This window comes from Streptomyces sp. NPDC002092 (assembly GCF_053593775.1).
The window spans coordinates 420,371-446,284 of sequence record NZ_JBSFDG010000007.1; the positions used below are offsets into that span (position 1 = coordinate 420,371).

The 25,914-nt window shown below is 70.3% G+C and carries 23 protein-coding genes and 1 pseudogene; 11 read left to right on the plus strand and 13 right to left on the minus strand.

What is annotated here, in order from left to right; genetic code table 11:
* Positions 1–221: 221 nt before the first annotated feature.
* The 7 genes from ACWCRD_RS19195 to gndA form a co-directional block, all read right to left on the minus strand.
* Positions 222–656, minus strand: a complete 435-nt coding sequence (locus ACWCRD_RS19195) for a VOC family protein (protein ID WP_450966985.1) — start codon at positions 654–656, stop codon at positions 222–224.
* A 362-nt stretch (positions 657–1,018) separates the two neighbouring features.
* Positions 1,019–1,420: an SseB family protein gene (locus ACWCRD_RS19200; protein WP_030926690.1), complete on the minus strand. Its 402-nt coding sequence runs from the start codon at positions 1,418–1,420 to the stop codon at positions 1,019–1,021.
* A gap of 132 nt (positions 1,421–1,552) precedes the next feature.
* Positions 1,553–2,794, minus strand: coding sequence for an acyl-CoA dehydrogenase family protein (locus ACWCRD_RS19205; RefSeq protein ID WP_450966986.1), 1,242 nt, complete (start codon positions 2,792–2,794; stop codon positions 1,553–1,555).
* Between the two features lie 108 nt (positions 2,795–2,902).
* Positions 2,903–3,625 (minus strand): Type 1 glutamine amidotransferase-like domain-containing protein, encoded by a 723-nt coding sequence (locus ACWCRD_RS19210; RefSeq protein ID WP_450966987.1) that lies wholly within the window; start codon positions 3,623–3,625, stop codon positions 2,903–2,905.
* On the minus strand, positions 3,622–4,179 hold the full coding sequence (locus ACWCRD_RS19215) for a cysteine hydrolase family protein (RefSeq protein ID WP_450966988.1): 558 nt from the start codon (positions 4,177–4,179) through the stop codon (positions 3,622–3,624). Before ACWCRD_RS19215 ends, ACWCRD_RS19210 begins: the two co-directional genes overlap by 4 nt.
* The gene (locus ACWCRD_RS19220; RefSeq protein WP_450966989.1) at positions 4,176–5,681 is read right to left on the minus strand and encodes a purine-cytosine permease family protein; all 1,506 of its coding nucleotides are present in this window, start codon (positions 5,679–5,681) and stop codon (positions 4,176–4,178) included. The genes ACWCRD_RS19215 and ACWCRD_RS19220 overlap by 4 nt, the downstream gene beginning before the upstream one ends.
* Positions 5,682–5,819: 138 nt before the next feature.
* Positions 5,820–7,259: an NADP-dependent phosphogluconate dehydrogenase gene (gene gndA / locus ACWCRD_RS19225; RefSeq protein WP_450966990.1), complete on the minus strand. Its 1,440-nt coding sequence runs from the start codon at positions 7,257–7,259 to the stop codon at positions 5,820–5,822.
* 193 nt (positions 7,260–7,452) lie between these two features.
* Here gndA and ACWCRD_RS19230 point away from each other — a divergent pair, with 193 nt between their 5' ends.
* The 4 genes from ACWCRD_RS19230 (at position 7,453) to ACWCRD_RS19245 (ending at position 12,546) form a co-directional block, all read left to right on the plus strand.
* On the plus strand, positions 7,453–8,898 hold the full coding sequence (locus ACWCRD_RS19230; protein WP_450966991.1) for a glyceraldehyde-3-phosphate dehydrogenase: 1,446 nt from the start codon (positions 7,453–7,455) through the stop codon (positions 8,896–8,898).
* A gap of 103 nt (positions 8,899–9,001) precedes the next feature.
* Complete coding sequence (locus ACWCRD_RS19235; RefSeq protein WP_450966992.1) at positions 9,002–10,453, plus strand: purine-cytosine permease family protein; 1,452 nt, start codon at positions 9,002–9,004, stop codon at positions 10,451–10,453.
* A gap of 147 nt (positions 10,454–10,600) precedes the next feature.
* The gene (locus ACWCRD_RS19240; RefSeq protein WP_450966993.1) at positions 10,601–11,308 is read left to right on the plus strand and encodes a LuxR C-terminal-related transcriptional regulator; all 708 of its coding nucleotides are present in this window, start codon (positions 10,601–10,603) and stop codon (positions 11,306–11,308) included.
* A 455-nt stretch (positions 11,309–11,763) separates the two neighbouring features.
* Positions 11,764–12,546: a polysaccharide deacetylase family protein gene (locus ACWCRD_RS19245; RefSeq protein ID WP_450967029.1), complete on the plus strand. Its 783-nt coding sequence runs from the start codon at positions 11,764–11,766 to the stop codon at positions 12,544–12,546.
* A gap of 29 nt (positions 12,547–12,575) precedes the next feature.
* Here ACWCRD_RS19245 and ACWCRD_RS19250 read toward each other — a convergent pair whose 3' ends face one another.
* The gene (locus ACWCRD_RS19250; RefSeq protein WP_450966994.1) at positions 12,576–14,222 is read right to left on the minus strand and encodes a sigma-70 family RNA polymerase sigma factor; all 1,647 of its coding nucleotides are present in this window, start codon (positions 14,220–14,222) and stop codon (positions 12,576–12,578) included.
* Between the two features lie 207 nt (positions 14,223–14,429).
* Between ACWCRD_RS19250 and ACWCRD_RS19255 the strand changes: the two genes are divergently transcribed.
* Positions 14,430–14,837, plus strand: a complete 408-nt coding sequence (locus tag ACWCRD_RS19255) for a hypothetical protein (RefSeq protein ID WP_450966995.1) — start codon at positions 14,430–14,432, stop codon at positions 14,835–14,837.
* A 92-nt stretch (positions 14,838–14,929) separates the two neighbouring features.
* On the opposite strand, the gene ACWCRD_RS19260 is transcribed toward ACWCRD_RS19255, so the two are convergent.
* Positions 14,930–16,222: an MFS transporter gene (locus tag ACWCRD_RS19260; protein ID WP_450966996.1), complete on the minus strand. Its 1,293-nt coding sequence runs from the start codon at positions 16,220–16,222 to the stop codon at positions 14,930–14,932.
* 225 nt (positions 16,223–16,447) lie between these two features.
* Between ACWCRD_RS19260 and ACWCRD_RS19265 the strand changes: the two genes are divergently transcribed.
* The 3 genes from ACWCRD_RS19265 (at position 16,448) to ACWCRD_RS19275 (ending at position 18,772) form a co-directional block, all read left to right on the plus strand.
* Complete coding sequence (locus ACWCRD_RS19265; protein ID WP_450966997.1) at positions 16,448–17,059, plus strand: M15 family metallopeptidase; 612 nt, start codon at positions 16,448–16,450, stop codon at positions 17,057–17,059.
* A 23-nt stretch (positions 17,060–17,082) separates the two neighbouring features.
* Complete coding sequence (locus tag ACWCRD_RS19270) at positions 17,083–18,156, plus strand: endonuclease/exonuclease/phosphatase family protein (protein ID WP_450966998.1); 1,074 nt, start codon at positions 17,083–17,085, stop codon at positions 18,154–18,156.
* Positions 18,157–18,217: 61 nt separating this feature from the next.
* The gene (locus tag ACWCRD_RS19275; protein WP_450966999.1) at positions 18,218–18,772 is read left to right on the plus strand and encodes a DUF6817 domain-containing protein; all 555 of its coding nucleotides are present in this window, start codon (positions 18,218–18,220) and stop codon (positions 18,770–18,772) included.
* 15 nt (positions 18,773–18,787) lie between these two features.
* On the opposite strand, the gene ACWCRD_RS19280 is transcribed toward ACWCRD_RS19275, so the two are convergent.
* The 3 genes from ACWCRD_RS19280 to ACWCRD_RS19290 form a co-directional block, all read right to left on the minus strand.
* Positions 18,788–20,458 carry a hypothetical protein gene (locus ACWCRD_RS19280; RefSeq protein WP_450967000.1) on the minus strand — a complete coding sequence of 557 codons (1,671 nt, stop codon included), beginning with the start codon at positions 20,456–20,458 and terminating at the stop codon, positions 18,788–18,790.
* A gap of 139 nt (positions 20,459–20,597) precedes the next feature.
* Positions 20,598–22,118 (minus strand): carboxylesterase/lipase family protein, encoded by a 1,521-nt coding sequence (locus ACWCRD_RS19285; protein WP_450967001.1) that lies wholly within the window; start codon positions 22,116–22,118, stop codon positions 20,598–20,600.
* Positions 22,119–22,287: 169 nt separating this feature from the next.
* Positions 22,288–22,482, minus strand: a complete 195-nt coding sequence (locus ACWCRD_RS19290; RefSeq protein WP_450967002.1) for a hypothetical protein — start codon at positions 22,480–22,482, stop codon at positions 22,288–22,290.
* A 213-nt stretch (positions 22,483–22,695) separates the two neighbouring features.
* Here ACWCRD_RS19290 and ACWCRD_RS19295 point away from each other — a divergent pair, with 213 nt between their 5' ends.
* Positions 22,696–23,727: an alpha/beta fold hydrolase gene (locus ACWCRD_RS19295; protein WP_450967003.1), complete on the plus strand. Its 1,032-nt coding sequence runs from the start codon at positions 22,696–22,698 to the stop codon at positions 23,725–23,727.
* 537 nt (positions 23,728–24,264) lie between these two features.
* Here the strand turns inward: ACWCRD_RS19295 and ACWCRD_RS19300 are convergent.
* A complete protein-coding gene (locus ACWCRD_RS19300) occupies positions 24,265–24,876 on the minus strand; it encodes a MarR family winged helix-turn-helix transcriptional regulator (RefSeq protein ID WP_450967004.1) in 612 nt (203 codons plus the stop codon).
* A gap of 87 nt (positions 24,877–24,963) precedes the next feature.
* Between ACWCRD_RS19300 and ACWCRD_RS19305 the strand changes: the two genes are divergently transcribed.
* Together ACWCRD_RS19305 and ACWCRD_RS19310 are read left to right on the plus strand one after the other, a co-directional pair.
* Positions 24,964–25,272, plus strand: coding sequence for a hypothetical protein (locus tag ACWCRD_RS19305; RefSeq protein WP_450967005.1), 309 nt, complete (start codon positions 24,964–24,966; stop codon positions 25,270–25,272).
* Positions 25,273–25,519: 247 nt separating this feature from the next.
* Positions 25,520–25,914 (plus strand): annotated as a pseudogene (locus tag ACWCRD_RS19310) (chloride channel protein); the annotation flags it as partial.

Genomic DNA, 25,914 nt, shown 5'->3' on the forward strand with positions numbered 1-25,914 from the left:
GCGGCCGCGGAGCCTCGCCGTCCTCGGCTGCGGCGGCTCCTGGCAGACCCTGCGCGGTCGCCCGGCAGACGAGCGAGGGTGCAGGTTCAGTGGCCAGTCGGTCAGGCCGCGGCAGGAGACGGGCCGGCGCTCGCCCTCGTGCTCCAGGACGGCGACGGGCACCTCTGCGGGGCCCGCCGCGCACGAGAGCCGGGACACGTCAACGGACAGCTCGCCAGGCCCTATGCGGCGCCGAAATCGGGAAGCGTGAGCGAGCCGTCCTCGGCCAGCGGGAAACCGGGGTTGTGGGCGATCTCCCAGGCGTGGCCGTCCGGGTCGACGAAGGCGCCGGAGTAGAAGCCGATGGCGTTGGTGGCCGCGGGCTTGGTGATGGTTCCGCCGGCCCGCTCGACGGCGGCGATCAGTGCGTCGACCTCCGCCTCCGAGCGGACGTTGTGCGCGAGGGCGATTCCGCCGAAGCCCCCGGCGGCTCCGGGCTCCAGGCCGCAGTCCCGGGCGAGTTTCTCGCGGCTCCACAGGACCAGCCCCAGACCTCCCGCCTGGAAGAAGACGGTCTCCTGGACCTCCTGGCCCCGCCAGCCCAGCACCTCGTAGAAGCGCTTGGCGCGGGCGAGATCGGACACTCCCAGCGTGATCAGTGTGATGCGCTGTTCCATGCGATCACGTTACTTCGGCCGCCTGCGTCTGACTCCTGACGCAGCAGTCCCGCCCTCGATGGCGCCCGGCCTGGAACGGCCTGCCGGGCTATTGGGGTCCGCCGCCGGCGCCGGCCCGGCGCCCATGCGTTGCAGCAGCCGCCCAAGGATGGGTTCGTCCCGGAAGAGGTGCTCCATGAAGCTCTCCATGAAATGCCACAATCCGCTGTGTTCTGCGGGCGGTCGCCGCGCGTCCGGGAGCGGCGCGGCGACCGTGGCAGTCGTATCGTCTGGCACGGTGACCGCGGGCGCCCGGGCATGAGCGGGGACGGCGCCGTTCATCTCCCGGGCCCGGCGCCTTCCCCCGTCTCACTCGCCGGCCGTCAGGGCCGGACCAGCAGCGTGCGTACGCCCTCGGAGGTGAGCGTCAGCGGGTGCTCGGATCCGGCGTCGATGGTGAGCGACAGATCGTCGGCGGGCCACTGCGAGGCCAGCGCACCGAGCGGCACCAGCCGGTAGCGGGAGACGAACGGCAGCAGCCCGGCCATCTCCCCCTCCGAGGTGAACACGGGCACCACCGGGTCGCCGCCCGGCTGCTCCAGCACCGGCAGCGCCACCGCGCTGGGATCGACTGCGTCCTCCTGGCTTGCGTCGTCGGGCACGGGAACGAGCACCTCACTGCCGGCGAGCGTGTCCAGCGCCGCCGTGTCCTCGGTGTTCACGGCCAGCGCGTCCAGCGCCTGCCGGGCAGGTGTGGTGGTGTGGTCGTTGGCAGGTATCTCCATGGCAGATCCCCTGGTAGCGGCGGTCGTACGGCCCGCCCGGGACAAGATCGGCCCCCGGCACGGTCCTGCTCGCGTACCCGGTCCCAACCAGCCCATTCATCCGTTCCCCGGGAATTCACCAGTGTGGTTGCCTCAGGGAATCAGCGGTATGTCCTGCGAGGGCAGCCCGAGGCGGTCGCAGCCGACCCGGCGGGTCAGCGGCTCCGCCATGCTCGCTCCCACATGCGTCCAGTACGTGGCCGCGTCCCGGAAGTAGCGCTGCATCCGCTCGCCGTCGCGGGCGTGCCGGGAGCCGGCCGTGCGGAAGAGGATGCCCTGCAGCACGTCCCAGGCCGCGCGCCCGGCGTTCAGGAACATCAGCGCGAGCCGGTTGTCCTCGACGACGGTGAAGGGGGCCTCGCCGGTGACGTTGCGCCGGCAGGTCTCCATCCAGTCCTGTGCGGTCTGCCGCAGCGCCGCCTCGGCCATGTCGATGATGCCGAGCGCCTCGCCGAGGTGGCGCTGATAGTCGTGCAGGTCCGCACGGGTGCGGTCGGGTTCCAGGGTGAGGGGCCGGGCGGCGACGACCCGGGCGTACTCGTCGGCGGCCGCGTACGCGGTGCCGATCATGATGGCGGCCAGCTCGCCGTGAAAGAAGCTCGGCGCCCGCCCGGCGTACATCGGGTTGCCGTGCAGTTCCGAGCCGACGCTGCCGCCCTCGACCGGCAGGTCGAGCAGGAAGGCCTCGCGGGTGAGGTAGGCCGGGATGCGGGCCTGCTCCATGTGGATGCTGTTGGAGCCGCTGCCGCGCAGGCCGAGGACGCCGTGCCAGTCGTCTACCACCGTCCACACCGAGCGCGGCGCGACGAACAGCACGGGCGGTCCCGGTGCCTCGCCCGGTGCGGCCGGGGCGCGCAGGGTCTGGCCGACGTAGTGCGTGGAGTAGGGGGCGCCGGAGGAGTACGGCCAGGTGCCGTCCAGGACGACATGGCCGTCGCCGTCGGGCTGTGCGACCCCGACGGGGACGACGGTGGAGGCGGCCCGGAAGTCTCCGTCTTCGCCGAAGATCTCGTCCTGTGCCTGTTCGTCGAAGAGGGTGGCGACCTGGAGCACATGGGCCGCGGTCAGTGAGAGCGCCCACCCGGTGGAGGGGCAGCCGCGTGCGATCTCGGTGACCACGCGGTAGAAGACCGGCAGGCCGAACTCGTAGCCGCCGTAACGCCGCGGCTGGAGCATCCGGTAGAAGCCGGCCTGGAGGAAGTCGTCGTGGGTGTTCTTGGGGTAGTGCGTCAACCGCTCGGTCTCCGGCTGACGTTCGAGCAGAACGGGCCTGAGCGCTACGGCGCGCTCGATGATGTCGTCTTCGGTGAGGTCGGGTTCGGGAGCGGCGAGCACGGTGCCTCCTGGCGGGTGGGGCCGTGGGTCACGTCACGCGACAGAGGTGATTGAACACGGCAAGTGCCCTGCGGGTACCGACCGGATAAGGCCAACGTCGTCCGGGACTCAGCTGAGCGGACGGCACGGCAGCGCCCGCTCCTCGGCGCCGCCCCGCCCGTCCGGCTCCACCCGGTGGACCTGGGCACCCGGCACCCGCGTCACCGTCTCCGTCAGCTGCCCGTCCAGGAACAGTGCGCCCACCCCGTCGTCCAGCGCCCAGCCGGCAGGCAGCGAGCCGTCCGCGACCGCCGCACGGTACGAGGGACGGCGGCCCGGCTCGCTGTCGTAGTGCGGGCAGACCGAGCCGGGCAACAGGCCGAGGCCGTCCGGCAGGTAGGTGAGGGGGCCGAAGGAGTCGGTGTGCGATCCCTCGGCCCAGCAGTTGGCGCCGGCGCTGATGCCGCACAGCAGGGTGCCCCGGTCGTAGGCCTCGCGCAGCAGCCGGTCCACGCCGTGTGTGCGCCACACCGCCAGCATGTTCGCGGTGTTGCCGCCGCCCACGTACACGACGTCCTGCGCCAACAGGAACGCCCGCAGTGCTTCGTCGTCCAACTCCCGCCGGAAGAGCGGCAGTACGGTCGGCTCACCTGCGTGGCGTGACCGGAACACGTCGTAGAACCGTTCGATGTACGCGGCGGCGTCCCCGCTGGCGGTGGGCACGAAGCACACACGGGGTCGGGTGGTGCGCGCATGGCCCAGCAGCCAGTCGTCCAGCAGGCCGTCGTCGTCGAGGCTGAAGCCGCCGCCGAGGAGGGCCAGACGGCGCTGCTTGAGCGGGGATTGGCTCATCCAGCGTCCCCGAGCAGTTCGGCGACGGTGGTCACGCGGATCAGCGGGCGGTACAGGTCCATGATCTGCAGCGCCTTGGCGTGCGAGTCGTCGTCGGCACCCGCGCAGGCGTCGGCGGCGACCAGCACCTCCACACCGGCGTCGGCGGCGGCGAGCGCGGTGGACACCACGCAGCAGTCGGTGCTGACTCCGGCCAGGACCAGGCGTTTCTCTGGACCGAGGTGCCGGGCGAGTTGCGGTGTCCACTTGCCGAAGGTCGTGGCGTCGACGACATGCCGTGCCCGGTGGGCGAACTCGTCGGCGAGCTCCCAGAGCCGGGCGTCCGGCGGTTGGAGGGCGAAGGGCCACTGCTCGTAGTAGGCCTGCCACGCGCCGTCCGGCTCGGCGGGCGCCAGGAAGCGGGTGAAGGCTACCCGGTCGCCGTAGGCCGGCAGCAGACGTCGTACTCCTGCCGCGGCTTCGCTGAAGCGGGGGGTGGCCCAGGGGCTGTCGGGGTCGGCGAAGACACGCTGCATGTCGATGACGGCGAGCAGTCCGGTGGCGGAGGGGGTCATGCGATCGGCACCTGCTCCCCCGTGGCGGGGCTCGGCGCCTCGGTCTCCTGGGCGCGGACGCGGGCGCGGCCCAGGGCCAGGGTGGCGAGGAAGGCGAGTGCGAGGGCGGCGAGGACACCGAGGTTGGCGTACGCCCAGGAGCCGGACTTCCCGCCGAGGCCGAACGGTTCGAGGAGGTAGCCCTGCCAACTGAGCCAGCCGGCGGCGGAGTTGGTGACAAGGCCCCAGCCGAGGGCGGTGGCGGCAAGGGTGAGGAGCAGCGGGGCGGGCGGTACGTCGCCGTAGCGGCCGGCGGGACGGTAGAGGTCTGCCTCGTCGTAGTCGCGGCGGCGCAGGGCGAGATCGGCGAGCATGATGCCGCACCAGGCGGCGATGGGGACGCCGAGGGTGGTCAGGAAGCCCATGAACTGGCCGAGGAAGTCGCCGGCGAAGAAGACGATGTAGATCGAGCCGGCGATCATCAGGACGCCGTCCACGAAGGCGGCCAGATAGCGGGGGATCCTGATGCCTGCCGACAGCAGGGCCAGGCCCGAGGAGTAGATGTCGAGGACCGCGCCGCCGACCAGGCCGAGCACCGCGACCACGGCGAACGGGACCAGGAACCAGGTGGGCAGGATGGTGGTGAGGGCGCCGATCGGGTCGGCGGCGACGGCCGTGTCGAGTTTCGTGGAGGAGCCTGCCAGCAGCAGTCCGAAGACCAGCAGGAGCAGCGGGGCCACGGATGCGCCGAAGGTGGTCCAGCCGATCACGCCCCGGTTGGAGGAACTGCGGGGCAGATAGCGGGAGTAGTCTGCGGCGGCGTTGACCCAGCCCAGGCCGAAGCCGGTCATCATGAACACCAGCGCGCCGATGAACTCCTGGGCGGAGCCCGCCGGGAGCGCGCTGACGGTGCTCCAGTGGATGTGGTCGGCGACCAGCACGATGTAGACGACGGTCAGGACGCCCGTCACCACGGTGATCACGGTTTGCAGCCGCATGATCAGGTCGAAGCCCGTCACACCGCCGATGACGGTGAGGGCACCGACCACGACCAGCGCGACGACCTGGGTCCCGGTGCCGCCGCCCCAGCCGAGCCGTCCGAACACCGTCGCGGTGGCCATGGTGGCGAGCGCGCACAGCACGGTCTCCCAGCCGACGGTGAGCACCCAGGAGATCACCGAGGGCAGGCGGTTGCCGCGCACCCCGTACGCGGCGCGGCTGAGGACCATCGTGGGCGCCGACCCGCGTTTGCCGGCCACCGCGATGAACCCGCAGAGCAGGAAGGAGAAGACGATGCCGATGACACCCGCGGTCAGCGCCTGCCAGAAGGAGATCCGGAAGCCGAGCGCGAAGGCGCCGTAACTCAGCCCCAGGATGGAGACGTTGGCGCCGAACCAGGGCCAGAACAGCGTCCGCGGGGTGCCCTTGCGCTCGGCGTCGGCGATGACGTCGAGACCGTGCGTCTCCACCTGGAGCTGCCGGCCCGCGGCTCTGTTGTCGGGAGTGTCCGGGGAGTCTGCCATCGTCGTCCTACCTGTCCGGGCGGGTGTTGCCCGAAGCCTTGTCGGCGCAGGTCGGGGCGTCAAGGCTGCACAGGACGTACCCGTTCGCGCACCGGGGCCCCCAGGAAGAGTTCAGGGCCCCGGTGCGGGCCTTCCTGGTCAGGCCGTCGTCTTGGAGCGTACCGGTGCGGTCCAGTGGGTGTGGAAGGTGCCGGGGCAGTCGGTGCGGCGGTAGGTGTGGGCGCCGAAGTAGTCGCGCTGGCCCTGCAGCAGGGCGGCGGGCAGACGGTCGGCGCGCAGGGTGTCGTAGTGGGCGAGGGCGGCGGAGAAGGCGGGGACGGGGATGCCGCGGCGGGCCGCCGAGGCGATGATCTCCCGCCAGGGGACCTGCGCGTCGGTGATCTCCATGGCGAACTCCATCTCGCCGAGCAGGCTGACCAGGTCCCGGTCGAAGGCGTAGGCGGCGCGGATGCGGTCGAGGAAGGAGGCGCGGATGATGCAGCCGCCGCGCCAGATCCGGGCGACGGTGCCGAGGTCGATCTTCCAGCCGTACTGGGCGGCCGCGTCCTGGATCATCTTCCAGCCCTGGTCGTAGGCGATGACCTTGGACGCGTACAGGGCGTGCTCGACCTGTGAGGTGAAGCGTTCGGCTTCGGTGCGGCTGAGCGGGGAGCGGGTGCCGCCGGGCAGGCCCGAGTAGGCGGCGCGCAGGTCGCGCTGGCCGGAGGCGGCGCGGGCGAAGGTGGCCTGGGCGATGGCGGTGACCGGCGAGCCCAGGTCGAGCGCGGTCTGCACGGTCCAGCGGCCGGTGCCCTTCTGGCCCGCGGCGTCCGCGACGACATCGACGAACGGGACGCCGGTGACGGGGTCGGTGTGAGCCAGCACCTCGGCGGTGATCTCGATCAGGTAGGAGCCGAGCCGGCCCTTGTTCCAGTGGCTGAAGACCTCGGCGATCTCGGCCGGGGTGTAGCCCGCGACCTGGCGCAGCAGGTCGTAGGCCTCCGCGATGAGCTGCATGTCGGCGTACTCGATGCCGTTGTGGACCATCTTGACGAAATGCCCGGCGCCGTCACTGCCGATATGAGCGGCGCACGGTTCGCCGCCGACCTTGGCGCTGATGGTCTCGAACATGGGCCCGAGGACGTCATACGCCTCCGCCGAGCCGCCGACCATGATCGAGGGGCCTTCGAGGGCGCCCTCCTCGCCGCCGGAGACGCCGGTGCCGACGAAGTGGATGCCGCGTCCGCGCAGGGCGGCCTCGCGGCGGCGGGTGTCGGCGAAGTGGGCGTTGCCCCCGTCGATGATCATGTCGCCGGGTTCGAGGAGCGGGGCGAACTCGGCGATGACGGCGTCGGTGGCCTCCCCCGCCTGCACCATGATCATCAGTCGGCGGGGGCGTTCGAGGGCGGCCACGAAGTCCGCGGGTGTTTCGGCGGGCACGAACGTGCCTTCGTCGCCGTACACCTCCATCAGCGCGCGGGTGCGGCCCGCCGTGCGGTTGTGGACGGCGACGGTGTAGCCGTTGCGGGCGAAGTTCCGCGCCAGGTTGCGGCCCATCACGCCCAGGCCGGTCACGCCGATGGCTGCGGTTGCGTTCATGGTGTACGTCCCTCGGTCGGTCCGGTGGCGGTTGCGGGGCGGGCGTGCCCCATGCCCGTCAGGTACGGACGGGCGGCCGGATCGTCTCGATTCCGGGTCCGCGTGGGTGAGGAACGGTGTGACGAACCCCGCTCAAACGATCGATCAAACAGGGATTAACATATGAGCGCCGCCTAGCTCGAAAGATGGATCTGTGACTGTCAACGACGACTCGTTCACCAACTGGAAGACCCGCGAGGAGATCGCGGAGTCGATGATCCCGATCATCGGGAAGCTGCACCGCGAGCGGGACGTGACGGTCCTGCTGCACAGCCGCTCCTTGGTGAACAAGTCGGTGGTCAGCATCCTCAAGACGCACCGGTTCGCCCGGCAGATCGCCGGCGAGGAGCTCTCGGTCACCGAGACCCTGCCGTTCCTGAAGGCGCTCACCGCGCTCGACCTCGGCCCCTCGCAGATCGACATCGGCATGCTCGCGGCGACGTACAAGGCCGACGACCGTGGTCTGTCGGTGGACGCGTTCACCGCGGAGGCCGTGGCGGGCGCCACCGGCGCCAACAAGATCGAGCGCGGCGAGGGCCGTGACGTCGTCCTGTACGGCTTCGGGCGCATCGGCCGTCTGGTGGCCCGCCTGCTGATCGAGAAGGCGGGCTCCGGCAACGGCCTCAGACTGCGCGCGATCGTCGTGCGCGGCGGTGGTGAGCAGGACATCGTCAAGCGGGCCTCGCTGCTGCGCCGGGACTCCATCCACGGCCAGTTCCAGGGCACGATCACGGTGGACGAGGCGAGCGGCACGATCTTCGCCAACGGCAACGCCATCAAGGTGATCTACGCGAACGACCCCTCCGAGGTCGACTACACCGCGTACGGCATCAACAACGCCATCCTGATCGACAACACCGGCAAGTGGCGTGACCGCGAGGGACTTTCGCAGCACCTGCGCCCGGGCATCGACAAGGTCGTGCTGACCGCCCCGGGCAAGGGCGACGTCCCGAACATCGTGCACGGCGTCAACCACGACACCATCAAGCCGGATGAGCAGATCCTGTCCTGCGCCTCCTGCACCACCAACGCGATCGTGCCGCCGCTCAAGGCGATGGCGGACGAGTACGGCGTGCTGCGCGGCCATGTGGAGACCGTCCACTCGTTCACCAACGACCAGAACCTGCTGGACAACTACCACAAGGCCGACCGCCGCGGCCGTTCCGCGCCGCTGAACATGGTCATCACCGAGACCGGTGCCGCGTCCGCCGTCGCGAAGGCGCTGCCGGACCTCAAGGCGCCCATCACCGGCAGCTCGATCCGCGTCCCGGTGCCGGACGTCTCGATCGCGATCCTCAGCCTGCGGCTCGGCCGCGAGACCGACCGCGAAGAGGTCCTGGACCACCTGCGCAACGTGTCGCTGACCTCGCCGCTGAGGCGCCAGATCGACTTCACGACCGCTCCCGACGCGGTCTCCAGCGACTTCATCGGCTCGCGCCACGCCTCGATCATCGATGCGGGTGCCACCAAGGTGGACGGCGACAACGCCATCCTCTACCTCTGGTACGACAACGAGTTCGGCTACTCCTGCCAGGTCATCCGTGTCGTCCAGCACGTCTCCGGGGTGGAGTACCCGACCTTCCCCAGCCCGGCGGCCTGACCTCGGTGAACCGTCCGGTCAAGGGTCGGCAATGACCGCTTGACCGGACGCCTCCGGGGAATGAATCCGGCCACAGGGGCGGGTCATCACGCTGGAGGGTGCCGTGACCACTACGTCGGAACCGCGGGTGTCGGGCCTGGAGATCCGCTCCATCGACTACGTCCCGCTGGACGAGCGCCACGGCAAGCTGTGGCACCTGGGCCCGCTGTGGTTCATGTCGAACGCGCAGATCGCGACCCTCGCGGTGGGCCTGATCAGCATCACCGAGGGCGGCAATCTCATCTGGTCGCTGATCGCGATCGTGGCGGGCACCGTCCTCGGCACCTTCTTCATGGCCTTCCACTCGGCCCAGGGCCCGCAGCTGGGCCTCCCGCAGATGATCCAGTCGCGGCCCCAGTTCGGCTATGTGGGCGCCCTGCTGGTGTGGCTGTTCGCCTATGTGCAGTACGCGGGCTTCAACGTCTTCAACACCATCCTCGCCGGTGAGGCGATGCACACCACGGTGCACGGCGGCGTCAAGCTGTGGGTGGTCGTGGTCACCGCGGTCGCCCTGGTGATCGCACTGGTCGGCTACGACGTCATCCACAAGGCCGAGCAGTTCCTGACGTACTCCTTCCTGGTCGTCTTCGGGATCTTCACCGTGGGTGTGCTGGTCACGCTGCACTACCCGGCGGGCTCCTTCGACCTCGGCGCCTTCAAGGCCACACCGTTCCTCGCGCAGTTCGGCGTGGTCGCCGGCTACCAGATCAGCTGGGCCATCTATGTCTCCGACTACTCGCGCTACCTCCCGCCGGGCGTGACGGTCCGCAAGACCTTCTACTGGACCTACTTCGGTTCGGCGCTCGGCGGCATCTGGCTGATGGTCCTCGGGGCGCTGCTCGCCGCGTGGGCGGGCAAGGACTTCGAGACGATCAAGTCGATCAACGCGGCCGGCGACAAGGTCTTCAGCGGGTTCGGCGCGATCGTGCTGCTCTTCGCCGTGCTGGGACTCGTCTCCGTCACCGCGCTGAACATGTACGGCGGCTCACTGACCCTCATCAGCGCCATCGACTCGGTCAAGCGGGTGCGCCCGACGCTCGGCGTGCGGCTGGTGACCATCGGGCTGACCGCCGCGCTCTCCCTGGTGGGAGCGCTGGCCGCGACCTCCAACTTCCTTGAGAACTTCAACAACTTCCTGCTGCTAGTGCTCTATCTGTTCATCCCGTGGACCGCGGTCAACCTGATGGACTACTACGTGGTGCGCCGCGGCCACTACGCCATCGCCGAGATCTTCAACCCCCGTGGAATCTACGGCCGTTGGGGCTGGCACGGCATCATCGCCTACCTGGTGGGCTTCGCCGTCATGATCCCCTTCTTCTCCGTCGGCACCCTCTACACCGGCCCCGTCGCACACGCACTCGACGGAGCCGACATCTCGCTGTTCATCGGGCTGCCGGTGGCCGCGGCGCTCTACTGGCTGCTGACCCGTTCGATCGACGTGGAGGCCGAGCAGCGACTGGCCGAGGCGGAGGCGGAGGCGCTGGAACAAGCGGCACACGAGCACCGCGAACCCTGACCGTTCACCGGGAAGCGACGTCCGTCCAAGACGGTCGTGAGATGTGACCCAGACCATAATGAGAACGATGCCGTTTCGCTAACGGAGGGGGCTATTCTGGCCTCCGAGTGAACGAAACCGTTTCGTTTAGAGGCGGGAAGGACAGACATGGTCTCCGTACTCATCGTCAACGACCAGTCCCTGCAACGCGTCGGTCTGCGCATGCTCCTGGCGGCGGAGCCCGACCTGACCGTGGTCGGCGAAGCCGCGAGCACAGCCGAGGCGGTCGGCCTGTGCTCCGCGCTCCGTCCGGACGTCGTCCTGATGGACAGCCACCTCGCCGGTACCGACGACATCGAAGCCATCCGGCGCATCGCACGTCCCGCGCACCTCCCGCGGTTCCTCCCGGCCTCCGAGACCGCAACGACGGGCGGGCCCCCTCCCCGCGTCCTGGTTCTGACGTCGGCCCCGCACGAGAGGCACGCCTACGCCGCCCTGCGCGCCGGGGCCGCCGGCTTCCTCCTGACGGACGCCGCCCCGGACGAACTGACCGCGGCCATCCGCGTGGTGGCCGCCGGAGACGCGGCGATCACCCCCGCCCTGACCCGTGCGCTCATCGACGCGGTCCGCGAGCAGCCCTCCGTCCGACCCGCGGGGCGGGAGGCCGGGCTGAACACCCTCACCGAACGCGAACGCGACGTCCTGACGGCCGTCGCCTCCGGCTGGTCCAACACCGAGATCGCCGTACGGCTGTCCATCGCCCCCACCACCGTCAAATCCCACGTCAGCCACATCCTCGCCAAGATCGGCGCCCGCGCCCGCGTCCAGGCGGTGGCCTTCGCCTACGAGTCCGGGCTGATTCGGCCGGCGGCCTGAGGAGACGCTCTGCGCTGTCGACTGTGGCGAGGTATGCGGAGGAAATCCGGTAGACACCCGGCTCGTTGACGGGGCGCCGGGTGAACTCGCGTCCGAGATGCGGACCACGGTGGCGGGCGGCGACACCAGCACGGCGTTCGCGGACGGCCTCCACGCGCACGTGGTTCGCGCCGAGGCGGTCCAAAGCCCGTACGACACCGTGGATTTCGCGCCCGCGCCGAGCCGTGCAGGAATGAGACGGTCGCGCGCGACATCGGTCGAGCCAAGAGCGCCCGAGGGTCGCAGAACCGGCTCCCCGGCGCCGGCATCGTCCCTGCTCCGCCCCTGTGCGCCGGTCGTGCGTCTCGGAACTTCCGCGGAATTGTCCGTGATCAGTAACAGACGGATCCCGGAGCAACCTTTCACCGTCCTGACAGATGCACAAGCAACACCAGGATGACAAGGGCGGGGCAGAAATGGCGCGGCATGGCGGGCGGGGATGGTACGGCCGGGTATTCGCGGCGGCGGTCGGGGTGACGGCGGTGGCGGCGGCCACCTCGGTATGGACCGCGCAGGCCGGCCCCTCCAGCGGCCGGCACTCGGGCGCCTCGGCCCATCCCTCCTCAGCGGCGGCCGGCGCCGGCCGAACGACCCCGGTGGCGGTGAGCATCGTCCACGCCTCGGACCAGGGCGCCCAGGGCGTCAACGTCACCATCGACGACGGGCCGGACCCGGTCTGGACACCGCAGGTCCTGCAGGTGCTCAAGGACAACGGCGTGAAGGCCACGTTCTGCATGGTCGGCACTCAGGCCCAGGCGCACCCGGACCTGGTCAAGGCGGTGGTGGCGGCCGGGCACCGGCTGTGCGACCACACCGTGTCGCACGACACCACCATGGACAAGAAGCCCAACTCCTACCAGTCCAAGGAGATCCTGGGCGCCGCCGACATGATCACCAAGGCCTCGGGGGGCGTAAGGCCGCTGTACTACCGGGCCCCGGGTGGTGCCTTCACCCCGTACAGCAGGCAACTCGCCGCCGCGCAGGGGATGCGGCCGCTGGGCTGGAACGTGGACTCCAAGGACTTCGAACGCCCCGGCACCGCCGCCATCATCGCCACCGTCAAGAACGAGCTGTCCAACGGCCCGACGATCCTCTTCCACGACGCCGGCGGAGACCGCTCCCAGACGGTGGCCGCCCTGCGCGAAGTCCTGCCCTGGCTGAAGCAGCAGGGGCGCTCCTTCGGCTTCCCGGTACGCTGAACCCCGGCCGGGCAACTGCCTCTGCAGCGTCAGAGCTTGGCGCCGAAGTCCTGCGTCCACCACGGCCCGCCCGGCCCGTTGTGGACGCCCACGCCGATGTCCTTGAACGAGCAGTTGAGGATGTTGGCGCGGTGACCGGGGCTGTTCATCCAGGACTCCATCACCGCCTGCGGCGTCTGCTGCCCCTGGGCGATGTTCTCCCCGTACGTGGACCACTTGTAGCCCGCGGCGGTGATGCGCTGCCCGGGGTCGAGGCCGTCGGGGTTGGTGTGGTCGAAGAAGTTGCGGGCGGCCATGTCGTCGGAGTGGCCTTGCGCGGCCTTCTCCAGTCGGGGGTCCTCGGTGAGGGCACCGCAGCCGTTGGCCGCCCGTTCCTTGTCCACCAGGGCGACCACCTGCGCGACGGTGCCGGAAGGCGTCGACGCCGCTTCGGGTGTGCCGGTCGCCGTCCGCGAGGGCTGAGCGGAGGGGCGGGGAGCCGGGGCGTCCTTCTTCGCGGGGCGCGGGCTCTTGGACGCGCTTGCCTTCTTCGTGGGTGACGCGGAGGCAGACGCAGACGTGGAGGCCGACGGAGGCGTCTCGACGGCACTGGATTCCGAAAGGTCCGCGACCGGGGCGCCCGCGGTGTGCTCGGCGATCGCCCCTTCGCCGCCGGTCCCGGGGCCCGTGCCGAAGTACCAGAGCCCGCCGCCTGCCACACAGGCCGCGACGACCGCACCGCCGACGGCCCTGCGCCGGTTGCGCCGGCGTCGGCGCACCTCGCTCCGGGATCCCGCCCGCCCGCGCAGGGCACGGTGTCCGGCTTCCGGGCCCGATCCGGTACGGCCGGCGGAGGGCCGACGTCCCGTGCCGGGCAACGCCATCCCGGCCTCGGCCATGCCTCCGCTTGCGGCGCGCAGGCCCGTCAGCAGCGAGGGCGCCGCGGCGACCAGTGCCAGCCCGGCAAGCAGCCCCTCCACGGGCATCAGCCCGCTCCACAGGCCGGAGCACCGCCCGCAGCCACGGGCGTGCCGGGCTATTCGTTTGCGCCACAGCGCCGAGGGCCGCCCGTCCCAGGTGCCCAGCATGCCGCGCAGCTCCAGGCACGGCGGCTGCGCGTCGAGCGCCCGCACCACCACGCGGGCCGCCTCCAGCTGCGCCTTCATCCGCTGTACCCGTACGGCAGTGTGCTGCGGCGACAACTCCAGGGCGGCAGCCACCTCGGCGCGGGTCAGCTCGCCGGCGCACTCCAGCCACCACAGCGACAGCAGTCCCCGGTCGTCCGGCTCCAGCCAGCGAGTGGCGCGCGCGGTCTCCTGGCGCTGACCGGAGAGCTGAAGCTGTACGAGGGTGAGGTCCACGAAGTCGGCGCCCGGATCGGCGAGTTCCTCGGCCTCCTCCACGGTGCCCGGGGTGACCTGCCGGTTCTGCCAGTGCTTGCGGATCTCGTTCATCGCGATCGCCACGAGCCAGGAACGGAAGCTCTCGGGGGTGCGCAGACCGCCCAGTCCGTCCAGGGCGCGCAGCATGGTCTCCTGCACCACGTCGTCGACGTCGACCGAGCCGTTCAGCGCGCGGCCCACGATGTTGTAGACCAGCGGGAGGTACGCACTGACCAGGGCGTCCTGAGCTTCCGGGTCGCCCCCTCGGGCGGCGGCGACCAGTGCCGCCGGCTCCACCGTGCGCTGTGTACCCATGAAAACTGTCCCGTCGTCGACGCCGAACGATCCTGCCCGATACCTGGGAGACCGGTGGGTGACACTCGGATAACAGTTCTTCGGACACATGCTCAGTCAACCAGTGGCGTTCCGGTGGATGTCTGGCTGGAGGTGCCGGGAGTAATTCGCTACCTTCCGTTGCATCTGTAGACAGTTGTCCCTTCTGTGGAGGAGAACTTGACGTCCATGAGGAACGTTGCAGCCACTGTGGCGATCGCCGTCACTGCGCTGGCGGCCGCGTCCGTACCGGCCGGCGCGGCGGGCACGTCCGGCGATGCGCAAGCCCAGGCCACCAACGTCGACGGGCGAACCATCGAGGAGAGCGCCCCGCTGGAGCACTCGCTGCTCGACTTCGTGCAGCGGGCCTCGTCCCCGGAGGAGAGCGAGCTCGGCGTGGCTTGCTTCAACGGGCGCACAGACGGCAACCGGAACGTCTACCTGACCTGCGACAGCCACACGTACCCGGTGTACGTGGACTGCACCGACGGCCGCCATGAGTTCCGGCGTTCCTACTCCGGCCGGTGGGACTTCCGTCTGACCTGCCCTGCCGGAACCCGCGCGGTGTGGGGCGGCAGTTGGTTCGGGCACGCGTAGTCCGCAGCCGACCGGTCGGGCCTGACGTGCGGGCCTCGGACCGCCGAGCGGAAGGGCGGAGAGGGGTGTGCCCTCCGCCCTCCACGTCGTCCTCAAGCGTCATGGACGACCTGAGCACCTTGCGGTCCCAGGCGGGCGAGCGGGGAGAGGGCCATCAGTGCCGGTGACAGCAGCATGCCTGCGGCGGTCGCCAGGAGGCTGGTGTGCGTGCCCCACGCTTCCGCGAGAAGGCCGCCGAGCAGGGAGCCGAGCGGGGTCGTCCCCATGCCGACGAAGTTGACCGTCGCGGCCGCGCGGCCCTGCATCCGGTCCGGAGTGGCGCTCTGCCGTACAGCCATGATCGTGACGTTCACCAGCTGGCTGAAGGTCCCGAAGACGAAGTTCAGCGCGACGAGGGCGGGAACCGTCACCGCGGGGGCACCGTGCAGTGCGGGCACGAACAGGAACACGCCGTCGCCGAGCGCTGCCGCTGACACGAGCACCGGGCCGTATCCGAAGCGGCCCGGTAGACGGGCGGCCAGCAGCGAGCCCAGGAGCGCGCCCGGCCCCGTCGCCGCGAGGGCGAGCCCGATCTCGGTGCCCGACAGGTGCAGATCCCGTGGCAGGAACAGCAGATAGACGGTCATCGCCGCCGCGAAGAAGAACTGGAAGGCGGCTGACGCGAGGCACACGGTCCGCAGCAAGGCATTACCGGCGACGAAGCGCAGGCCCTCCTGGATGCGCCGCCAGAGCCGCGGTGGACCCTCCGGGCGTTCCGGGACCGATTCGCGGTTCCCCATTCTCCGGATCGACAGGAACGACAGGGCGAAGAACCCTGCGCTGGAGGCGACGGCGATGGGCGCCGACAGCAAGGACACCAACGCACCGCCGAGGGCTGGACCGCCGATCTGCGCGGCGGACCGGCTGCCCTCGAGCGCGCTGTTGCCCCGTACCAACTGGTCGCGTTCCACCAGCCGTACCAAAGACGCCTGGTAGGCCATGTCGAAGAACACCGACAGCGCCCCGACGGCAACGGCGACCACGAGCAGCTCCGGCAAGCCGAGCCATCCGAGGAGGCCGGCCACGGCGGTGGCGCCCAGTGCCAGGGCCCGACCGGCGTCCGTCAGCACCATCACCGTACGGGTCCGCCATCTGTCCACCCACGCGCCGACGAACAGCGACAGCAGCAGGATCGGCGCCTGCCCCGCCGCGCGCAGGGCGCCCAACTGGCCCGGGCCGACGTTGAGCGTCAGGACGGCCAGGAGCGGCAGAACCACCAGGCTTGCCTGCTCGCCCAGTTGGGAGACCGTCTGGCCCACCCAGAGCCGGCGGAAGTCGCTGTGCCGCCACAGGCTTGACCCAGCACGTCGACCCGAACCGGACACGGCGGAGGAAGAGAACGGCACAGGAACCTCTCGTACGACAGTGGACCGGGAGGCCCGCTGCGCCCGCCCGATGGCTTCCGTCGGACAAGGTTCGTCCTCAACGCCCCACACACGCACGTCATTTACGCTCCGAGCCGGCGCATATCGTCGGCATATCGAAAACCACATACGTGCCGGCAACACCGTGCTGCCTTGACTGGTCGTATGACTCGAACCCCACCACCGGCACCCACAACGAACCACCGGATGCGCGGGCTGCTTGTCGTCGGCCTGATCGTGGTCATAGCGGTGATCACCGCGGTCCTCGGCCACCAGGTGCCGAAGTCCTCGTCCTCGTCGTCGCTTTCGCCTCCGTCGGGCGCATTACCTTCGGATGCTCATGGTGGTGAGCACAGCGGTGCGCTGGGCGAGGCGGACGGGATCGTCCCGAACGGTGTGACGGTCTTCAACGACACGATTCCGGCCGTGGCCAGGCTCAATCCGGATCTGCTCAAGGCACTGCGCCGGGCGGCGTCGGCTGCCGCGCACGACGGAGTGACCTTCTACGTCAACAGCGGCTGGCGTTCGAAGGCGTACCAGAATCAGCTGCTTCGCCAGGCGGTCGCCAAGTACGGATCCGCGAACGAGGCCGCCCGATGGGTGGCCACCGCGGCGACCTCTCCGCATGTGTCGGGGGACGCGGTGGACCTCGGGCGTTCCGATGCGACGGAGTGGCTGTCCCGGCACGGCGTCGACTACGGGCTGTGCCAGATCTACAGGAACGAAACCTGGCACTACGAGCTGCGCACCAGTGCGATCGCTCGTGGCTGCCCGCCCATGTATGCCGACCCCACCGAAGACCCGAGGATGCAGCAGTGACCGGCAGTGAACGAGGACAGACGATGACGCAGGTGGACCCGGCGGAGACCGGACAGGGAGGCCGCCGGGACACCGACCCCGGTGCCTGGAGCGCGTCCGTCCGGCGGGCGATCCGTCGTGGCGCCCGGCCCGAGCCCTGGAAGCGCGGACCGGTCCTCGCGGCGTCGGCGCTGCTCCTCAGCCTGCTCATGCTGCTGCACGCCGAGATCCCGAACCGGGTCGGGAACCTCGGCAGCCTGGTGGAGACCTTCCTGCCGTGGTTCGGCGTGTTCGTCCCGGTGCTGCTGGCCGGGGCGCTCTGGCGCCGCTCCGCCTCCGCGGTGGCGGCGCTGCTGCTGCCGGTGACGGTGTGGCTGCATCTCTTCGGCGGGACGCTCAGCGACAAGTCCCATGCGGGCAGCGACCTCACCGTGGCCAGCCACAACGTCAGCGCCGAAAATCCCGACCCGGCCGGCACCGCCCGCGACCTGGTCGCCTCCGGCGCGAACGTGCTGGCACTGGAGGAGATCACCCCGCAGGCGCGGGGCGTCTACGAGAAGGGGCTGGCGAAGGCGTACCCGTACCACAAGGTGCTGGGCACGGTCGGGCTGTGGAGCAAGCTGCCCCTCTCGGACAGCCGGCCGGTCGACATCGGGATGGACTACGGGCCGCTGGCGGCCACCAAGCCGGCCGCCGTGAAACTGGCCTACAACCGGGGGCTGCGCACCACGGTGGCCACGCATCACGGTCCGCTGGCAGTGTATGTGGCCCACCTGGGATCCGCACGGGTGAATCCCAGGGCGGGCTTCGCGACGGGCTCGCGGGACAGGAACGCGCAGTTGCTCGGCAAGGCCGTCGCCGCCGAGAAGAGCAAGCGGGTGGTGCTGCTCGGCGATCTCAACGGCACCACGGACGACCGCGCGTTCGCCGGTCTCACCTCGCGGCTGCGCTCCGCGCAGGAGGTGGCCGGGGACGGCTTCGGCTTCAGCTGGCCGGCCAAGTTCCCGGTGGCGCGGATCGACCAGATCCTGGTCCGCGGCGTGCAGCCGGACAGCTCGTGGGTGCTGCCGGCCACCGGCAGCGACCATCTGCCGGTGGCGGCCGGAATCAGCTGGTGAACACCGCGCAATAGGCTGGTCTTCGTCAGCGAGATCACCCCACCTGAGAGGACGTCCGACGATGCCACCGGCCCGGCAGCACCCCTCGATCGAGGAATTCCTGCGCGGCCACGGAGCCGACCAGATACCTCATCCGGGCGGCACGCTCCTCGAGCACCTGCTGCGAGTTCAGCGGCTGCTGGCCGCATGGGGAGCCGGCCCCGACCTCCAGACCGCGGGACTGTGCCACGCGACCTACGGAACCGACGGCTTCGCCACGACGCTGCTGCCGCTCACCGAACGGGCCACGCTCGTCGCCCTGATCGGCGAGTCGGCGGAGGCGTTGGTGTACCTCTACGCCAGCTGCGACCGCACCACCGTCTACCCACGCATCGACGGCAGCACGACGGTCACCTTCCGGGACCGCTTCACCGGCCGTGAGCACCAGCCCTCCCCCGACGACCTGAAGGCGTTCCTCGAGATCACGGCCGCCAACGAACTCGACGTGCTGGCGCACAACGCCGAACTGGCCGATCAGCACGGCCCCGGGCTGTACGGCTTCCTCAAACGCGCCGGATCGCTGCTGTCCCCTGCCGCTCAGGACTCCGTCGACCGGCAACTGGGGCACCTGCCGTAGGCTCCGCAGCCGCGGTCAGGTGCCGAGTCGGCTCGACAGACGCGCCATCCGTTCGTCCCAAGGAAGCTCACCGAGCTCCTGGTGATGCCGCCGCCTTGCCAGGACGGCGGGGTGCTGCGCGCCGGCCGATCGGGGGGCCTGGCGGAGGTCCACCACATGCGGGAACCCGTCGAGTGCCGGGGACTCAGGGGTGAGTTGCTCGCGTGACGTTCTGACCTGGGGCATCAGATCGTTCGCCAGTGACCGGACCGCATCGTGGTCGTCGCTGTCCTCCCCGACGATCTGTTGCGCCAGGGCGAAGGCGATCTGGGCCCGTTGGGCTGGGTCGTCGTCCAGCTTCTCGATGAGGACGACCGCGTCCTGGGTGCGGCCTGCGGCGCGTACGGCAGCCATCTCCTGCGCGAGTGCCGGTGTCATGCCTTCGGCCCAGATGATGACGGTTTCCGCGAGGGTGATCAGGTGAGTCACCGTCTCGAACCAGCTGTCGTTCGACAGGTACAGCTGGGCCTGGGCCAGGGGCTCACCGTGGAATCGCCAGGAGTCGAGTTCGAGGCCTGCCGAGTCCGAGGTGGCCACCTGCACGATGGGCACCTCACGTCCCAGCTCTCGCACCACGTGATCGCCACGACGCTGGTACGTGAACGTCTGAGCCTGGTGGAAGCCCTGTCTGCCCGCGTAGTCCGCCCCCGGCTGACGGACCGTCCACTCCAACAGGCCGAAGTTGCGCAGGAGCAGCGCAAAGGGCTGCCCGCAGCAGCACCAGGTCTTCACTTCGCCGACCGACCTTCGGTGCCGGTGCTGCGCGGCCCGGACGAGTTCCTTCGCCTGCTGGCGCTCGCGCCCCCTCTCCCACCGGTTTGCGGTCGGCCTCATCAGCAGCTCTGCGGTGAGGTTCGCCGCGTGGCCCGGAAGTTCTACGGCGCGAAGGATGCGGCGGGCGTACTGGCCCCGGGCGAAGTACTCCGTGTCGATTTCGCCGGTCACGTCGGGGTCGACGGCGAGGCCGTTCCACTGTGCTGCCGCACTGGCGAACCGGTCGTCGGCCGACGCGTCCTCTCCCAGCAGCAGGTGGGTCAGACCGACATGGAAGTGCGCCTGTGCGAGCCGCCAGCGCAGAATCACGTCCCCGCTCCCCGACCAGCGGTCGAGGACCGTGTGCCACGGCTCGGCCTGCCGCCTGACAGCCCGGTCCCCGTCGGCACCCCGGGCCGTGCCCATGAGGAGGGCTCCATGGGCGAGCGCTCGGGATGCTGCTCGCTGAATCGTCACGTGAGCCTGTGGGGCAACCTGATCCGCCGCCCGGTTCAGGACCGCGACGGCGTGGCCCAGGTCCTTGTCGAGCGCTGCCAGTGCCACGGCCGCGTCGGTCAGGGCCATGAGCGCGGGTACGGCCACATCTGGATCGCCATGACCGGCGTACAAATCCGCGATCCACTCCAGGACGGCAAGGCCGTCACCGGCCCGCTCCAGTTGCGCCAACCGCTGCATGACCAGGAACAGGAACTCTGCGCGCTCCTGGGGGGAACCACCGCCCTGCACAAACACGTAGTCGACGAGATAGTCGCGGACGGTGCGCTGTGCCGCCGTCTCGTCGGGGATACGTGCCAGTGCGTCGTCCCAGCGGCCGATCACGGCCTCGATGCCCTCATGGATTTGTGCCCATGAGGGATCGCTCGGGTCTTCCATGGCCACTGGACAACCTCCGGCCGCTGATCCCGCTGATGACACCAAACTCGGACGCATCAGCAAGTGTGCATGAACTCCGTCCTGCAGCACGGCGGTTGAGGTTACTCGTCCGGGCGCGCCCGGTCAGTTCAAGGCGTCGTTACGGCGTGGCCAGGTCCAGGGGAGCGAACGTGTGCCGCTCCCAGAGCCGACGGGAGGCTTCCTCGGGGTAGGCAGCCACCGTGGGTTCGACGTCGAGGAGTTGGACGAGACGACGTTCGTTGTCGTAGGCGGGCCAGCCAGGGTCGCCGGTGGTGGCGAAGGTGGTCCAGGCCAGGCGGAAGCGGGCGGAGAGTACCTCGGTCTCGGGTGTGGGCGTGGGGCCGACCAGCATGGCGCCCAAGCCGCCGTACACACCGAAGGTCAGGGGTACGTCGAGGCCGTGGCAGGCGCCGAGGGCGCCGCCGTTCGCCGGGGCGGACCAGGTGAGTTCGTACAGGTGCGCCCGGCCGCCGCCCGCCACCTGCGCCCGGGCGAGGTGCAGAGTGGGCATGCGGAACAGCCAGTCCGACTGGACGAGTTCGAACAGGGACTCCGCGGAGGCCTCCGGGAAAGCGGCCCGGTAGGCCTGCCCGGCGTCCGGTGTGGGGCCGAACAGCGCCAGGCCCATCGATGCGAGGTTGTCGTCCACCTGGCCGAGCAGTCCGCCGAGCAGGAGGAAGAGCCGGTACTCGTCCCGGTTGTGGCCGGCGATCAGCTCGATGTCCCGTGCGGATCCGCCCGCGAGTGCCTCCCACGGCGTGGTGGGGAGGATCTCGCCGTCGACGACCGGCGAATACGGGGTCGGGGTGAGGGCGACCGGGCCCCACCGGTGGAGGTACTCGCGCATCCGGGCGCTCAACGCGGCCCCCGCGCCGGTCAGTTTGCGCGGGTCCACACCGGACAGGTCGGCCACCGTCGGGCGCAGCCCCAGCTCGCCCGCGAGGGCGTCGGCGATGTCCGCGGCCAGCTCGTCCGAGAAGAATGTGCCCGGCACGCTCTGCGCGATGGCCCGCCGGAACAGGCCCCGGGCGCGCGGCATGGCCATCAGCGAGGCGATGGATCCGGCGCCGGCCGATTCGCCGAAGACGGTGACCTGGTCCGGGTCGCCGCCGAAGGAAGTGATGTTCTCCCGCACCCACTCCAGGGCAGCCACCTGGTCGAGGAGCCCGCGGTTCGCCGGGGCGCCCTCGATCCGTGCGAAACCCTCCATACCCACGCGGTAGTTGAAGGTCACCACGACCAGCCCGCCGTCGCGGGAGAGCCGACCGGCGTCGTAGGCGGGGTCGTCGGCGGAGCCGAACTTGTAGGCGCCGCCGTAGATCCACACCATCACCGGGCGTCCCGCCGCCGGGTCCGCTTCAGGAGTCCAGACGTTGACCGTCAGCCAGTCGTCACCGACCGGGAGCGTGCCGACGGGCTCGGCGTCGGGTCCGAGCGGCTCCTGCGGGGGCGGCGGACCGAACGCGAACGCCTCCCGGACCCCGTCCCAGCGCTCCGCCCGCCGCGGCGCCGCGAAGCGGGCCCCGCCCACGGGCGGGGCCGCATACGGGATGCCACGGAAGACGGCCAGGCCCTCCTCACGACGGCCGCGCACCGCGCCCGCGGTGGTGTCGGCCTCTGGAAACTCAGCACTGCTCATGATGGCTCCTCAGGCACCGCCACTCAGCGGTATCCGGTCCGTGCGCGACTCTGCGCCATCTAGTGAAGCACACTTCACCTGACGAACACCGTCGGCTGTGCGGAAACACGCAGACGCCCGAAGGGTCAGAAGTCGTCTCATTGGGATTCCTGTCCTCAAGAACGGACTGCTACAGCCCCAAGTCCAGGGCGAGGCACGAGTAGTACTTCCAGGAGCCCTCGGGGTTGTACGAGGCGGCCCTCCCACCGCCGTGGCCGGCCTCCACCTCTTCGGTCATGTCCTCGAAGCGGATGCGCTCGGGGAGCAAGCCGTAGCGCGCGTGCCGCGCCGACGCAGCCGGATCCGTCATCAGTTCCTTGTTCATGGCCGAACTCCATTTCTCCATCGGTCGATGCCCTCGATTGCGTAACCACTCTGACAGGTGACGCCAGGGACCACAAGACTCGTCACCCCTCTCATCGGTTACCCATCTCACTACGTAACCGCTTTGACGGGTGACGCGCCCTGTGCCAGAGTCGCCCTGCCGTCGAACTCGCGGTCGCTGTACGGCACTTGACCCCATACACGGAGGCTTCAGATGATCAACAGGCGTACCTTCAACACAGCCATGGGCCTGAGCACGGGAGCTGCCGCTGCCTCACTGGCCGGCCTGCAAGGTGCTTCGAGCGCCGCGCCGGCCCTCGCGACGACTGCGGGCGCCCCCACCTCGTTCCCCTCGCTGAAACAGGTCAAGGCCGGTCTGCTGGACGTCGGTTACGCCGAACTGGGCCCCGCTCACGGCCCGGTGGTCATCTGCCTGCACGGCTGGCCGTACGACATCCACAGCTATGTCGACGTCGCTCCGCTGCTGGCGGCCGAGGGCTACCGCGTGATCGTGCCCTACCTGCGCGGTCACGGCACCACTCGGTTCCTGTCGTCCCGCACCTTCCGCAACGGGCAGCAGTCGGCGATCGCCCTGGACATCATCGCGCTGATGGACGCCCTCAAGATCCACAAGGCGGTGATCGCCGGCTTCGACTGGGGCTCACGGACCGGCGACATCCTCGCGGCGCTGTGGCCCAAGCGCGTCAAGGCCCTGGTCTCGGTGAGCGGTTACCTCATCACCGACCGCAAGGCCCAGCTCGAACCGCTCGCGGCGGCCGCGGAGCACACGTGGTGGTACCAGTTCTACTTCGCCACCGAGCGCGGCAAGAAGGCCATGGAGGACCACGACCACCGTCTCCGGTTGACCCGGCTCGTCTGGGACCTCGTCTCCCCCACCTGGAACTTCGACGACGCCACCTTCGCGCGCACCGCGGCCGCCTTCGACAACCCCGACTACGCCGCGGTCGTCATCCACAACTACCGCTGGCGGCTCAGCGTGGCCGAGGGCGAACCCCGCTACGACCGCCACGAGGAGAAGCTGGCCACGGCACCGCCCATCGCGGTGCCGACCATCACCCTCGACCCCGAGCAGGACCCCTTCACCCCGCCCGGCAACGGTTCCATGCACCGCGACAAGTTCACCGGCAGGTACGAGCACCGGACGCTGACCGGCATCGGCCACAACCTGCCGCAGGAGGCACCGACGGCCTTCGCCCAGGCCGTCGTCGACGCGGACCGTCTGTGACGGGGAGATCAGTCCCGTCACACGCTCCACGAGGGAGTACGACACCGCCCGCTCCCGCTCGTGCCGACGTACCCGCCCCGTCGCGACGAGTGCTTCGAGGGCGCTCCGTTCGGACCGGCGCGTTGCGCAGCTCCGGGCCGCCGGGCTCCGCTTCCACCAGGCCACGCCCTCCTGGTCCCGCGAGCCACACCCCGGTCGGCCGGACGAGACCGAAGGAAGCGCCTGGGCGTCCCGAGACGGCCGGCTGGACGCCCAGCAAGCCGCCGGGTACGAGCGTTCGGCGCCGGGCTCGTGGCCGCCCGATCCGGGGGTCGGCCCGGGACCCCCGCTCCCGCATGGTCGCCCGTCCCGACAACGCCCGCCCAGCGCCTGGCTGCACGGAGCGGTCACCGGACACCGTCACGCTCGCGGTTTGCGGCAGCTGCGGCGGGCAGAGTGCCGGCCGTCGAGGCCCGTCCGCCTCCACCTCCATACGCCGCCCGAGCGCTGCAGGGTGCGAGGACTGCTCTGCCTGTGCGGCTCAGCGAAGGTCCGAGGTCAGGCGGTGCGCCCCTTCGGCCGACGACGTCCCCCCTGAGGGGGGTCCGGGGGTGCCGGGTTGAGCGGGTCGTCGATGAGGCCGCCGACGCGTCGCACTTCGTCAAGGGGGTCCACGGCCATCTCGTCCGCCGCCTCGATGAGCGCCCTCAGTGCGGGAACGAGCCCGCCACGCGCGTCGGCAGGCAGCTGCTGGACGAGGGTGCGGATCTCGGTGCGCCGGTGCGCGAGGACGCGCTCCACGAGGTCCCGGCCGGCAGGGGTGAGGCTCAGGATGACCTCGCGCCGGTTGTCGGGGTTGGACCTGCGGTCGGTGAGACCGACGGACTCGAGGCGTTCCACCATGCGCAGGGCGGTGGAGGGGTTGACCCCCAGGGTGGCGGCCAGAGCAGCGAGCTTCACGGGTCCACAGCTGTCCAGCACCACCAGGGCGCGCAACTGGGGCAGGGTCAGCGAGTCGTCGGTGCACGTCAGGGCGCGGGCTGAGATCGCGACGAGCAGCCTGGACGCGGCCATGACGGCCAAGGTGAGCTCCTCGGCCTCCCGGTCGAGCTCCGCGGGGGACCGCGGTTCACCAGGGGTGCTGAGTCCACGGGAATCCTGCCGCTTCATCGTGTCCGTTCCACCTCTTCGTCCGGCTATCCAGTGACCCGGTCCGACACCTCCACCCTTGCGATCATTGCAGAATGCAATGGTACGATGAGTACGACGAAGCTGGAGCCGCGCGGGCGCGACGGTTCCGGCGACAAGGGCGTGATGACGTTGAAGGCCGAGCCGATACATGAAGCCTATTCGTTCGTGTGCCTGCGGTGCGGGCATGCCTGGGAGGGCTCCTACGAGATCCGGCACATCCTCGATCGTGCGGGCCGCCTGCGCGCGGACTACTACGAGAAAGGCTTCCGGGTTCCCTCGCCGCTGACCTCGAACAGGTGCCGGATGTGCCGCGGATGCCGGATCCGGATCCTGCGGCCAGGCCGGGTGCGATCCGCCCGTCCCCAATTCGACTGACAGCAGCCTCGGGAGTGCGGATGCGCGACGATGCGCATCCGCACACGTGTGACGCGTGACCCCCGCCCTCACCGCCCCGCCGTGACGACTCCCGTCCCCCGTCTCTCGTCCTGCCACGGGCAGCGCCGCCCGTTCCCACCCGCTGCCGCGGCGGGGCACCGGCCGTGCCTCCCGATGAACGCCACTGTGCCCGGCACGCCCTGACACCGGCAGCCCACCGCTCACCAGCCGACACCGGAGTCCGCCCATGCCCTCACCCCACCCTGCCGAGTCCCAGCACCCGCCCCACCGCGAGCCCGTGGGGAACGAGCCGCACACGAGTGTGAGGATCCCTCATCTCGGCGACTTCCACGTTCCGCCCCGCGTCGTGGCGATCACGGCCCTGGCGGTGCCCATCGGCGCTGCCGCGGCGCTGGTGGCCGTCGGTCTGCTCAAGCTCATCGCGCTCATCACCAATCTGAGCTTCCTCGGGCGGCTGGGCTTCGGCCCGGCCGTGCCGGGCGACACCGCCCACCGGTGGCTGCTGCTGGTCATGCCGGTGGCCGGCGGTCTGCTGATCGGGGTGATGGCCCGGTACGGCTCGGAGAAGATCCGCGGGCACGGCATGCCGGAGGCGATCGAGTCGATCCTGGTCGGCGGCAG